Annotated in this window: 10 protein-coding genes; 2 read left to right on the top strand and 8 right to left on the bottom strand. The window is 56.0% G+C overall.

Annotated elements, in window-relative coordinates; translation table 11 throughout:
- Nucleotides 1-70: 70 nt before the first annotated feature.
- Nucleotides 71-1,429: an ATP-binding protein gene (locus tag WC859_00545; GenBank protein ID MFA5974639.1), complete on the top strand. Its 1,359-nt coding sequence runs from the start codon at nucleotides 71-73 to the stop codon at nucleotides 1,427-1,429.
- On the opposite strand, the gene WC859_00540 is transcribed toward WC859_00545, so the two are convergent.
- From WC859_00540 to WC859_00530, 3 genes are all read right to left on the bottom strand, one after another.
- Nucleotides 1,418-2,158 carry a WecB/TagA/CpsF family glycosyltransferase gene (locus tag WC859_00540; GenBank protein ID MFA5974638.1) on the bottom strand — a complete coding sequence of 247 codons (741 nt, stop codon included), beginning with the start codon at nucleotides 2,156-2,158 and terminating at the stop codon, nucleotides 1,418-1,420. The genes WC859_00545 and WC859_00540 overlap by 12 nt on opposite strands.
- The gene (locus tag WC859_00535; GenBank protein MFA5974637.1) at nucleotides 2,145-5,618 is read right to left on the bottom strand and encodes an AAA family ATPase; all 3,474 of its coding nucleotides are present in this window, start codon (nucleotides 5,616-5,618) and stop codon (nucleotides 2,145-2,147) included. Before WC859_00535 ends, WC859_00540 begins: the two co-directional genes overlap by 14 nt.
- A gap of 117 nt (nucleotides 5,619-5,735) precedes the next feature.
- On the bottom strand, nucleotides 5,736-6,113 hold the full coding sequence (locus WC859_00530) for a response regulator (GenBank protein ID MFA5974636.1): 378 nt from the start codon (nucleotides 6,111-6,113) through the stop codon (nucleotides 5,736-5,738).
- A gap of 120 nt (nucleotides 6,114-6,233) precedes the next feature.
- Here WC859_00530 and WC859_00525 point away from each other — a divergent pair, with 120 nt between their 5' ends.
- Entirely contained in the window at nucleotides 6,234-7,721 is a 1,488-nt protein-coding gene (locus WC859_00525; protein ID MFA5974635.1) for a PAS domain S-box protein, read from the top strand.
- Here WC859_00525 and WC859_00520 read toward each other — a convergent pair.
- From WC859_00520 to fabF, 5 genes are read right to left on the bottom strand one after another with little or no spacing between them, the layout of a single operon-like run.
- A complete protein-coding gene (locus WC859_00520; GenBank protein ID MFA5974634.1) occupies nucleotides 7,718-9,001 on the bottom strand; it encodes an FAD-binding protein in 1,284 nt (427 codons plus the stop codon). The two genes, WC859_00525 and WC859_00520, sit on opposite strands and share 4 nt — an antisense overlap.
- A 24-nt stretch (nucleotides 9,002-9,025) precedes the next feature.
- Nucleotides 9,026-9,832, bottom strand: a complete 807-nt coding sequence (locus WC859_00515) for an electron transfer flavoprotein subunit beta/FixA family protein (protein MFA5974633.1) — start codon at nucleotides 9,830-9,832, stop codon at nucleotides 9,026-9,028.
- A 20-nt stretch (nucleotides 9,833-9,852) separates the two neighbouring features.
- Nucleotides 9,853-11,025 (bottom strand): acyl-CoA dehydrogenase family protein, encoded by a 1,173-nt coding sequence (locus WC859_00510; GenBank protein MFA5974632.1) that lies wholly within the window; start codon nucleotides 11,023-11,025, stop codon nucleotides 9,853-9,855.
- 28 nt (nucleotides 11,026-11,053) lie between these two features.
- The gene (rnc, locus tag WC859_00505) at nucleotides 11,054-11,764 is read right to left on the bottom strand and encodes a ribonuclease III (protein MFA5974631.1); all 711 of its coding nucleotides are present in this window, start codon (nucleotides 11,762-11,764) and stop codon (nucleotides 11,054-11,056) included.
- Complete coding sequence (gene fabF / locus WC859_00500) at nucleotides 11,754-12,995, bottom strand: beta-ketoacyl-ACP synthase II (protein MFA5974630.1); 1,242 nt, start codon at nucleotides 12,993-12,995, stop codon at nucleotides 11,754-11,756. Before fabF ends, rnc begins: the two co-directional genes overlap by 11 nt.
- Nucleotides 12,996-13,034 lie beyond the last annotated feature (39 nt).

Below are 13,034 nucleotides of genomic sequence, written 5' to 3'. Positions count from 1 at the left end.
AACAAATCCAAAGAAGCCGCGGCAACATTTTGTTTCCTTGCGGCGGAGCGTCCCTTGACTTAATTTTAAAATGATGAAACTCCTTGCACACATCTTTAAAGACGGCACCTCGTGGCAAAAACGCCAATTCCACCTGTCGGACCAGGGCACTCTGGTGGTCCTGCGGTGGCTGGTTTTCCTGGGCCTTTTGCTGTTGTCCGCCTACAACTGTACGGAAGGGAAATCTCTCACGTACGCCTGGCTGCCCCTTTCGATCTGCCTGCTCTACGGAACGTCCAATGTGGCTCTCGGATTCTGGAAAAACTCGCCGCTGCTTTCCGGACGGGGCCCGTCGGTTCTATTCCTCATGGACGTTGGCCTGATCGGGTCCGCGCTCTATTCGTCGGCAGGGTTGGATGCCGATCTCTACCTGATTTGTTTTTTGATCGTCTATCTGGCTTCCTTAAGCCGCCGCATCAAGGATGCGATCCCGCTGGCCGTCGTCGCCGGGATGATTTATTCGGCTCTTCTCATTCATCAAAAACCTGACATCGACCTCCTGGACCCGCATATCTTGCTGCGGTTTCCGTTCTTCTTTATTCTGGCCTTCTTCTCCACATACCTTTCCGAAGAGACTGAAAAAAGCCGCCGGCGGATCCATGAGCTCGAAAAAGAACGGGACTCGGTCATGCGGGAGCTGGACCGCAAACAAGCGCAGCTGGTCCAGGCGGAGAAATTATCCGCCATGGGCCATATGGCCGGAGCCCTGGCCCATGAGATCCGGAACCCGCTGTGCGTGATCATTGGTTACGTCAGTGAATTGCGCACGCTGCTGCCGGAAGCGGAGCCGGCGCAAAAATTCCTGGCGATCGTCGAGCGGTGCGCCAACCGCTGCAACGAACTCGTGGAAAATCTCCTGCGGTTCTCCCGCCTGCCTCAAGGCGAAGAACGGTTCCAGCTGAACAGTGTCGTCACCGATGCTCTCGAGCTGGTTCGAATCGGGAAGAAAGCGCTGGGGGTTCAGATTTTGACGGAATTTCAGTGCGATCTTTGGATGGTCGGACGGCCGGGAGAAATCCAGCAGATCGTTTTAAACCTCTGCAGCAATGCCATGGACGCGCTGCCGGCCGGCGGAACCGTCACGGTACGGACGCGCCGTCAACTGTTCGGCAGTCAGGACTGGATGGTGGTGGAAGTGCGGGACACCGGCATCGGCATCCCGGAAGATCTTCGCAAAAAAATCTTTGACCCCTTCTTCACGACCAAGCCGTCCGGTAAAGGGACCGGCCTCGGACTCAGTATTGTCAGAGACATCGTCCGAAATTACCACGGGCTGATCGAGGTCCAATCCGAGTTGAATAAGGGGACAACGTTCGTGATCCGGCTGCCAGCCGCCCGGATGACAGCCGAGGTTCCGGTTTCCCCTGCCGTCGACCAACTAGCGGCTTAGCCAAACCTTCCGCATAAACACCGGCAGCTGCGCGATCCGCCGCCAGCGCCACGGCTCCTGCATCAACCGGTACACCCATTCGATTCCCAGGCGGCGCATCCAAAACGGCGCGCGGTGAAGCTGTCCGGACAAGACATCAAAACTTCCGCCCACGCCCATGGCCACGCGTGCGGCCAGCGAAGCCCGGTACCGGTAAATCCATTTCTCCTGATCCGGCATCGACAGGCCCACAAACAGATAGGTGGGGGCTGCCGCCCGGATGGCCTCAATGATTTCGGGTTCCTGCGCCCTGGAGAAGTAACCGTGGTGAGTCCCGGCGACGCGAAGGCCAGGGTAACGCCGGACCAGCGCTTGCACCGCGGCTTCGGCAACCCCGGGCCGGGAACCTAGAAGAAAAATGCTTTGTCCGCGGCGACCGGCCTGTTCGCAAAGCGCTTCCATCAAATCAATGCCGGGGACAAAATGGGGAAGAGGCACTCGGAGCCGGCGACCGGCCCAGCCGATCCCCCAGGATTCCGGTACCGCCAATGCCGCGTCTGACAACAACTGGCGAAGCACAGGATCCTGCTCAGCGGCTAGAAGCATCAAGGTATTGACCGTCACGACCTGATGAAAGGAAGGTTCTTCAACCAGAGACAGCATGATGTTGAGAGCGTCGGAAAAACCGACCCGGTCCACGCGCGAACCGAGGATGTGGAAGGACGCCGGTCGAGCCCTAAGCGGCCACAACGTCGGCGGGCTTTCGCTCTTGCAGTTTAACGGAGATGAGGCTGGAGACTCCCAGCTCGGCCATGGTGACGCCATAGAGGACATCGGCCATTTCCATGGTCCGCTTATTGTGGGTGATGACAATAAACTGGGTCTTTTCCGAGAAGGACTTGACCATGCGCAGGAAGCGGCCCACGTTGGCTTCATCCAGAGGCGCATCGACTTCGTCCAGGAGACAGAAGGGGCTCGGTTTGACCATGAAGAAGGCGAATAAAAGAGCGATAGCGGTCAGCGCTTTCTCGCCGCCGGAGAGCAGCGTGATATTCTGTAGTTTCTTCCCCGGCGGCTGGGCCATGATCTCAATTCCGGTTTCGAGCAGGTTGTGCTCGTCGGTGAGGATCAGATCGGCTTCCCCGCCCTGGAAAAGCGTCTGGTAAAGGGTCTGGAAATGGGCCCGGACCTGGTCGAAGGTTGTCCGGAAATGCTCCCGGGTCGTGGCGTTAATTTTGGAGATGGCCTGATGCAGATCTTCCTTGGCTTTCAAGAGATCCTGCTGCTGCGTGAGCAGAAAATGATAGCGCTCCTCCAACTGAGCGTGTTCTTCCGGCGCCGCGAGATTCACCGCGCCAAGGCTTTCCAAACGGCGGCGAATGCGCGTCAGTTCCTCTGGATTAGGCTGGATCTCGCCATGGGAGGACCTGGCCTCTTCTAATGAGAGCTGATAGGTGTCTCTGAGGATCTGCTCCAAACGGGTGCGCTCTTGATCGAGGGTGCGGACCTGGAACTCGGCTTCCTGCGCCTGGGTCTGGGCTTGGGCCAGCGCCTGACGGGCGGCGGAGAGATCCTGTTCCTGCTGATGGAGCTGGCCCTGAAGGCCTTCCCGCTGGGACAGAAGTTCCGTCAGTGAAGCGCCTTGCGACTGACGGACCGTTTGCAGCGATTCTAGCGCCTGGGTTTTTTCCGTCTGGGTCGCGATCACCTGGCTTAACCGTTCGGCATTCTGGGCCTGCTCCTCCTGAATCTGCCCGATCCGGTGCTCCACCGTCCCCAGACGCCCGCGGGCGTTTTCTTCTTCCTTTTCCTTGCCGAGCAAACGCTCCCGCATGGTTTCGGCTTCCACGCGAAGCTGCGCGATGGCGGATTGCTGGGATTGAATCTTCTGCCGCAGTTCGTGAAGCGCGCTGTCCTGGCTCTGAAGGGTCTGCTGGAGGGTTTTATCCTCTTCTTCCAGCGTCGTCAGTAAAATCTCTTCCTGCTGCAGCGCCTTCTGGGCCTGCGCGATGGCCTGCAGGGCTTCCTGGCGCTCGCGCTCGAGCAGCCGCTCTTCCGTGCCGATCATCTGCAGGTCTTCCCGAAGACGGTTCAGCGTCTCCTGCTGGACCTGGACGACGACCTGGATCTGGCTGAGCTCCGCCTGGATGGGGCCGCGTTCCGTCTCGCGCTGAGAAACCGCTTCGTGCAGCCCCTGCCGCTGCGTTTCGAACTGCCCCAGCGACTGTTGATCCTGCGTCAGCTCCTGCTGCAGCCGGCTGAGATCCGCGGGAGTGGCCTGAAAGCTGACGCCCTCGGGGTCGGCGCCGCCCTGAAGAATGCTCTCCTCAAAAAGCGTGACGCCCACGTAGTAGGTTTTGCTCAAGAGAAATTGTTTGACAGGATTAAACATCAGGTCACAATCCACCTGGACCGCCAGGGAACGGCTGCCGAAATGCTCATCGAGGGGCGGCAGGTCCTGGCTCTGCATCAAACGGTCCAGGATCAGAAAGGTCGCCCAGCCCTTATGCTCGTCGGAAAGGAAACGGACGGCGGCCTGAGCGTCATTCAGGGATTCGGCGACAAAATAATGGGCACGGTCGCCGAGCGCGCGGTCCAGAAGCCGCTGATAGGGATTGGAGGTGCGCAGCAGGTCCGACACCGGACCATGAATCCCCGGCAAGGAGGCCTGGCGGAGAGCGGACGCGGCCAACGCCACGGGATCCTGTTGGAGCCACCGCTCCAGAGCGATTTTCTCGGCGCCGAGGCGCGCCAGACGTTCCCGCAATTCTTGAATATTTTTCTCAACGTCCGCCAGCGCGTCCCGGTCCTTCTGCTGCTGCGCGTCCAGTTCCGAGAGCCGGCTCTGCGCACTCCTCAGACGGTCCTGGGTGGATTGGGCCAGTTGTCCCTGCTGCTGCAGCTGCTCCTCTAACCCAGAACGGCGCGTCTGCACTTTTTCGAGCTCGCGTTGTTTGGCTTTGGAGGATTCCTCGTGCCGGATGGACAGCGAGGTTAAGCGGACGGTTTCATTGCGGTGGTGCCCGACGAGGCGCGCCAGTTCCAGCAGGCGGGCTTTGGTCTGTTCCAGTTCCTTCTGCTTCTGGTGAGCGCCCTGCTGCTCGACCCGGCCACGTTCATTTTCATGTTTAAATTTTTCGTTCCGTTCGTGAAACTGGCCCCGCAAAGCCGCCACGTCCTGCTGGAGAGCGGCCTGGGTCTGACGCCATTCCTCGACGGAAGACTGAAGCTGGACGCTTTCCTGTTCCAGACGCTTCTGCGCCTGCTCCAACTCCCCCTGACGCTCCTGCGCGGCGTGACGCTCGGCTTCGGTCTTCGCCCAGTCGCTTTCCATCTGGGCCACGGTTTTCTGACGTTCGAGCACGTCGAGTTCGAGCTGCTCGGAAAGCGTGCGCGCCTCAGACAGACGCGTCTCGCGGACCGTCACATCCTCCTGAAGCCGGCTCAAGCGCTCCTGCTCTTCCTGCTGACGGGTGTGGACACTCTCCCAATCCGTCTGCGCCTTTTGAAATCCGTGCACGAACGAAGAGATCTCCAGCGTGCGCAGCTCTTCCTGGAGTTTTTGATGCTGGCGCGCTTTGCGGACGGCCGACTCCAAGCTGTCCATCTGCTGCTTATAAATCGCCAGTGAATCGTTCAGCCGGAGCATGTCCTGCTCGACCTTATTCAGCTTGCGCAGCGCCTCGTCCCGCCGGGCCTTGTACTTGGCCACCCCGGCCGCTTCTTCAAAAAGCTCGCGGCGTTCCTCCGGCCTTGAACTGAGAATAAATTCGATCTTGCCCTGCGCCATGACGTAGTAGCCTTCGTTGCCGATGCCGGTATCCAGAAAAAGTTCGCGCACGTCACGGAGACGGCATTGCGTTTTATTGATGGAGTATTCGGATTCGCCGGAACGGAACAACCGGCGGGCCACGGTCACTTCGGAGTAGTCCAGCGGGATCTGGTGGGAGGCGTTATCAAACGTCAGCGCCACTTCCGACAAGCCTTGCGAGGGACGGTTCGCCGTGCCGTTAAAAATGACATCCATCATCTGCTGGCTTCGCAGGGTTTTGGCAGACATTTCACCCAACGACCAGCGAATGGCATCGGCAATATTGGATTTGCCGCAGCCGTTCGGACCGACAATGGCGGTAATACCGGGCTCAAACTCCACGCGGGTTTTATCGGCGAACGACTTAAACCCAACCATCTCCAGACGTTTTAGTCGCACAAGCCCCCCTTTATCGGGAGTAGCCTATCAATTCATTAAAAAAAATGCAAATTAAACCACCATATATAGCGGTTTTGCCTGATCGGGTACAACGGGTTGAGCCCCCCAGCCTGGGAGCTACCGCTTCGGTTGAGGATACTGTTTCAGGAGGAGAGTGATGACCTTGAGCAAACGATCCATATCCGGGGGTTTCGGTAGGAAGACATCGGGACTCGGGCAAAATTCAGGGTTCTTATATGTCTGCGACGCCATGGCTGACAGAAACACGATGGGAAGTGTCTGGGATGAACGCCGCAGTTGCGCATGAACTTTCATGCCGTCCATGGCGGGCATCACCACGTCCAAAATAATGAGATCGGGTTTGAGATTCTGCGCCTGACGAATCCCTTCTACTCCATCCACCGCTTCATGGACCACGTGCCCGGCACGAATCAGCTCCGCGCGCAAGGCATTCCGAATCACAACCGAATCATCAATCACCAGGATTTCCGCCATGGCCCTCTATTATGATTGTCTCGACGTTTTTGTCAACGTAAAATCCTAAATATTTTCCTTGTAGGGATCCTCCCCAAGAGCTAGCATTCAGCTGTGCTCTAATTGTTTATAGACCCCGTTATGGCCACCCCCATCAAAACGATTGACTCTCTCTCCAAAGAAGTGACGGATTTACGCACCTTTTTGGACTCCGCTCCCTGCCTGATTAATTCAGTTAATGCGAATGGAATTATTGTCGACTGCAATCATCGGTTACTAGAAGCCACCGGCTACACCCGGAAGGAACTGATCGGCCAATCCATGAGCCGATTCGTCCATCCGGAGGACCTGCCTCAAGTCGTCCAGAATCTGTCCAAAATCATGACCAGTTCCACGGGATTCCAACAGGAATTCCGGGTCATCTGCAAGGACGGGCACGTCGCCGATCTCTCTGTGATTTCGATGCCGGTGAAGGATGCCGAAGGACGATTTTTGAGAACGTGTTGTCTGGCCACTGACATAACAACTGTACGACAAGCCCAAAGGGAAAACTCCCAAAACAACTTGCTTTACCAAGAAATTTTCTCCAGCGCCCCGATCGGCATTGTGGTTTATGACCAAGACCTCCGGTATGTGGCTTGGAATCCCTTTATGGAACGTCTCACCGAACGCCTGGCCTCGGACGTGATCGGCCAGAAAGCAGTGGATCTTTTTCCCCATCTAAAAAAACAAGGGATCGACAAGCTTTTAGATCGAGCGCTCGCAGGAGAACCCGTGAATTCGGGTGATTTTCCATACGTTCCTCCGTCAGGGAAAACCGTGTGGGTGACATCGATTTATAGCCCTCATCTCAATTTCAGAGGAGAAACTGTCGGAGTCCTTATGATGTTGCGGGATATTACGGAACGCAAGAATTTGGAGGACGCCTACTATCAATCCGAAAAAATTGCGGCTGTTGGGCGGCTGGCCGCCGGGATTGCCCATGAACTCAACAATCCCCTGGCGGTGATTCTAGGGTTTTCGCAAAGCCTGCTGGACCGGAAACCGGCAGGGGATTCGGATTTCCATCCTCTGAAATCCATCGAGCGGGAAGCCCTCCGGTGCCGTAATCTCGTCCAGAATTTATTAGTGTTTTCTCGTCAGAAAAATTCCAAACTGATCACGGAAGACCTCGCTGAAACCATTGAGGGATCCCTCTCGTTGGTCGAACCACAGGCTCGTCTTCGAAATGTTGCGATGAAACGTCATTTCGATGACAACGTACCACGGATTTACCTCGATCGCCAGCAGATCCAGCAAGTGATCATGAACCTCTGTACCAACGCCCTGGATGCGATGCCCAAAGGCGGGACACTCCTGATCCGTTTGAAGCTGGAGGGTGACTCAGCCGAAATCGGTATCACGGATACCGGGATGGGAATTCCCCTGGCGGCGCGTAATCATATCTTTGATCCTTTTTTCACAACCAAGGATGTCGGCAAGGGGACTGGACTCGGGCTCAGTATCGTTTACGAGATCGTGAAAAAACACGGGGGAGCGATCTCCTTTGAAAGCGAGATCGATCAGGGAACGACCTTCAGAATCCGGCTTCCTCTGCAAAACAAGTCAGCCAGAAATGGGGAGGGTTAATTTTTAAGGGTTTGAATTTCTTTAATCACAGCCGGAAGGATTTCATAGACATCGCCTTCCACGGCCAGATTGGCCAATTGCATCATCGGGGCTTGCGGATCCTTATTGATGGCCACGATAAATTCAGAGGAACCCATGCCGGCCAGGTGCTGAATTGCCCCGGAAATGCCGCAGGCCAGATACAGCTTCGGTCGAACGGTTCGTCCCGTTAGCCCCACCTGATGGCGGTAAGAAATCCAGCCTTTGTCAACGACCGCTCGGCTCGCGCCAACCGCGCCATTTAATAACTTGGCCAGCTCTTCAATGAGCTTAAAACCTTCGGCCTTACCCAGGCCGTTGCCGCCAGAGACAATGAGTTCAGCGGCGGTGATGTCCTGTTGCTTGGACTCTTCCGGAACATACTCCACGAATTTGGTCCGAATAGCCCATTTGGAGGAATCCACCTTCGCTTTAATCACTTGGCCCTGCCGGCCCGCGACACGGGGAGCTCGCGGGAAAGACATGGGACGAACCGTCACCATTTCAGGCCGATGTTTTTCACAGAGAATCGTGGCCATCAGGTTTCCGCCGAAAGACGGCCGGGTGGCATGAAGCAGCCCTGTCTTCGGATCAATCTCCAATCCCGTGGCGTCCGCCGTAATACCCGTATTGGCCATGATGGCGACGCGGGAGGCGAATGAACGCCCGATCGTGGAAGCCGGCAAAAGGAGCTTGTTCGGTTTTTCCTGTTTAATCAGTTGCGTTAGGGCTTCCGAATACCTTTCATCGACGAATTGGGCAAACATCGGATCATCCAGAACATAGACCCGATCCGCCCCATGGTCGATGAGATCCTGAGCCGCACTTTCAACATTGTGCCCGATCAGAACAGCGCAGAGATCTTCCTTTAACGTCGCGGCCAGCTGGCGGCCCACGTGCAGGAGTTCGTAAATCGTCGGCTGAATTTGTCCATGACGCTGTTCCGCATAACACCAAACACCCTTATAGGCGGTCGGATCCAGAGCGGGACCAGCTCCGGCAACGATCTCTTTTTCCATCACGATGGCATAAAAGATATCCGTCTTTTTGGCCCGCTCTCCCATTTGATTGCAGATATCCACACAAGCCCCACAGAAGACGCATTTCACCTCATCGATAACCGCCAGCTTGGGCCACTTGACCCCTTTGGCTTTGTCTTCTTCCGGACGAGGGATCATGTCGATGCAGTTGACCGGGCAGACTTTGACACAGGCCGTACAACCTGTGCATTTATCCTGGATGACAGAAATACGATTCGGCATGATAATTACCCTTGGGATATCTTTTTAAATTAACTTCAGTTCTTTCAACTTCAACACCAGATTCCTGGCTTTCTCCTCGGATGTGGTGCCGAGGATTTTATCGCCTCCCTTACGCGGTGGCGGATTAAAACTCTTGGAAACAATGGTCGGCGATCCCCCCAGACCGATCTTTGCTTTGTCCGCGTTGATCGCGGCCGCATCCCACTTCGGGATAACGGCCTTCTTGGCCGCCAGCTTCCCTTTAAGGGAAGCCACCCGCGGGGTATTAATTTCTTTCACCACCGCGATTAAACAAGGAAAGGACATCTCGAGAACATCGTAGCCGTCTTCCATCATGCGTCGGACACGAATCGGACCGCCTTCCATCACGTCTTCCACTTTGCCGATGTACGCCGCATTGGGAATCCCCAACCAGGCGGCAATCCCGGGTCCGACATGGCCGGTATCCCCATCGTTGGTTTGCTTGCCGCAAATAATCAGGTCGTATGGTTTTTTGATTTCACCGAATTTACGAATCGCCATTTGCAACGTATAAGACGTCGCCCACGTATCCGCTCCAGCAAAGGCCCTGTCGGTCACATGGTAGGCGTCATCGCAGCCGCGGGCAATGGCATCGCGAAGCGCCTCTTCGGCTTGAGGAGGTCCCATCGTCACCACCGAGACGGTGGATCCGGGAATGCGCTCCTTGATGCGGACCGCTTCTTCAATGGCAAACTCATCGAAAGGATTAATGGCGGCCGCCATCCCCTCCCGATTGAGCGTACCCGTCTTGGGGTTGATTTGAACATTCGTTGTGGCCGGCGTTTGTTTAATACAGACAATAATGTGCATGAAAAGCCTCTCGCTATATTTTATTTCTTTCCGAGACCTTCGCGAGCCGCTTCCTTGATCATCATCATAGCGATCTCGTTGCGCTGGATTTCGTTGGTTCCTTCATAGATCTGCGTGATTTTGGCGTCCCGCATGTACTTCTCAACCGGAAAGTCCCGCATATACCCGATGCCGCCGCACATCTGCACCGCTTCAATCGACACACGCATCGCCACGTCTGAACAAAAACACTTCACCATAGCCGATTCTTTGGTGAAGCGTTTATCTCCGCCTTTATCGATGGCGCGGGCCACTTGATACAGAAGCGCTCGAGCGGCTTCGATCTCCATCGCCATATTGGCCAGCTTGTGCTGCATGGCCTGGAAACTGATGACGGGCTGGCCGAACTGACGACGCTGGCGCGCATAGGCAAAGGCTTCATCCATGGCGCCTTGTGCGATGCCCAACGCCTGCGCCGCGACACCGGGACGCGATACGTCAAATGTGGCCTGGGCCACCATGAGACCGCCGCCTTCCCGACCCAACAGATTTTCTTTCGGGATTTTGCAGTTATTAAACTCAAGGGCATACGTGGGAGAAGCACGAATCCCCATCTTTTCTTCTTTGCGACCAAATTCAAATCCAGGGGTCCCCTTCTCAACGATAAACGCCGAAATACCGCGAGCGCCGCGCGCCGGGTTCGTGGAGAAAAACAGGGCATAAATCTCAGCCGCTTTTCCGTTGGTGCAGAAGACTTTGGTGCCATTCAACACATAATGATTTCCTTCCAAACGGGCGGTGGCTTTCGTTGCGGTCGCGTCGCTCCCGGCATCCGGTTCCGTAATGGTAAAAGCACCCATGCGCTTGCCGCTGGCCAGATCCGGCAGATATTTCTTCTTCTGCGCGTCGTTACCATAAAGCATGATGGGGTAGGTCCCTAACGCGGTGCCCGCGATGGCCAGCGCCATTCCGGCGCAGGCCTTTGAAATTTCTTCCATGGCCAGAACCAACTCAAAAACACCGCCGCCGAGCCCACCGTACTCCTGAGGAATGTAGACCCCGAAGAGATCGGCTTTACGCATTTCCTCGACGATTTCCCAAGGATATTCCTCGGTTTTATCGTAATGCTCACGGACTTTCTTAATTTTTTTCTGGGCGATTTCCCGGGCGGTCTCGACAATTGCCTGTTGTTCTTCTGTTAAGTTGTAATCCATAGCGTTCCTCCGTGAGTGACTCGCCGATTCAGGCGCCTTTAATCCGCCTCAACGCGTCTCGCGCAGCGGCCTGCTCGGCTTCCTTTTTACTTTTGCCCGTCCCAGAACCCAATAGCTCATGGGTGACAGCGACTTCAATTTCAAACATCTTGGCATGATCTGGGCCAAAACTGCGCCGCACGATATAATCCGGCGGAACCTTGTACTTCCGTTGAGCCCACTCCTGCAAACGGCTTTTATAATCCACCGTCACCAAGCGCTTTCGCTTAACCAATATTTTATCGATAAACGTCTTGGCGACGTCGAAACCGCCTTCCAGATACATCGCCCCGATGAGGGCCTCCATGGCGTTGCCGACGATGGAGTCCCGTTCCCGGCCGCCGGTCGCATTTTCCCCTTCGCTCAAACGCAGGAATTGGCCGATCGCCAGGCTTCTTCCCCAGACCGTCAGGCTGGGCCGCGACACTAGCATCGACTTCAGTTGCGACAGGCGCCCCTCGTCCACATCCGGGTAACGGCTGAACAAATAATGAGCCACAGCCGCCGACAGAACGCTGTCTCCCAGAAACTCCAGGCGCTCGTTAAAGGGAAGGCCTCCGCCGCGCTCCATCGCATAGGACTTGTGCGTCAGGGCTTCTTCTAAAAGAGCTCTATTCTTAAAGCGCAGCCCAAGGACTCGTTCTAATTTTACTGTAGAAGAACCGGTTCCGGGAGGCGACGAGGTCGCTTCACGCCGCATATCTCTTCACCACCAGGGCCGCATTGTGTCCCCCAAACCCAAGAGAATTGGAAAGGGCACAGCGAAGGTCCATGGGACGTGCTTTGTTCGGAACGTAATCCAGATCGCACTCCGGATCAGGCGTTTCATAATTGACCGTCGGGTGAATGAGTTTATTTTGAATACTGAGAACCGTGGCGGCCAGTTCGACGGCACCGGCGGCTCCCAACAAGTGCCCGGTCATGGATTTGGTGGACGAAATGGCCAGTTTGCGGGCATGATCTCCGAAAAGCGCTTTCAAGGCTTTGGTCTCCGTCTTATCGTTCAAAGAGGTTGACGTGCCATGCGCATTCACGTATTGCACATCCGTCAGCGGCGTTTCCGCATCCTGGAGCGCCAGTCGCATGGCCTTGACCGCCGACGTGCCTTCCGGATCCGGGGAGGTGATGTGATAGGCATCATCGGTGGCGCCGTACCCGACGAGTTCAGCATAAACATGAGCACCCCGAGCCTGGGCATGTTCCAGCGTTTCGAGCACCACAATACCGGAACCTTCTCCCATCACAAAACCGTCCCGGTCCTTGTCAAAAGGTCGAGAGGCTTTCTCCGGCGCATCATTCCGGGTGGAGAGCGCCCGGGCCGAGCAGAAACCGGCAAAACTCAAAGGAGTCACGGAGGCTTCCGAACCGCCGGCAACCATTACATCGGCATCTCCGTAACGCAAAAGACGCATGGCATCACCGATAGCATGACTGGCGGACGCGCAGGCGCTCGAAACAGCATAATTCGGACCCGTAAACCCCCAGCGGATGGCTATTTCACCAGGAGCCATATTGATGATCAGCCGTGGAATCAGAAAAGGACTCACTCGGCGGGGACCCCGCTCGCGCAACACGGTATATTCTTCCTCGATGGTGGCAATCCCGCCAATCCCTGACCCGACGATAGACCCCACGCGGTCCATATCGAGTTTCGCCTTATCCAATCCGGCATCCCGGATGGCCAGATCGGCCGCGGCGCAGGCGAACTGGGTAAAACGGTCCATCCGCTTGATGTTTTTCTTTTCGATAAAGTCTTCCGGCTGGAAGTTTTTGATCTCGGCCGCGATCTGACTGGTGTACTGGCTGGCATCAAAAGACGTCAAACGACTCGCTCCGGAACGACCGTTCCGAAGAGAGTCCCAGAAATCATTTTTACCAATGCCGATGGGAGTAACGACTCCCAAACCGGTTATCACCACGCGACGTTTCATCAATTTATATTCCACTATGGGACGGGATATCCTGCCGTT

Source organism: Elusimicrobiota bacterium, assembly GCA_041660185.1.
GTDB lineage: Bacteria > Elusimicrobiota > Elusimicrobia > 2-01-FULL-59-12 > 2-01-FULL-59-12 > JBAZWU01.
Note: the sequence above shows the minus strand (reverse complement) of the source record. Positions and strands in the feature narration are given on the sequence as shown.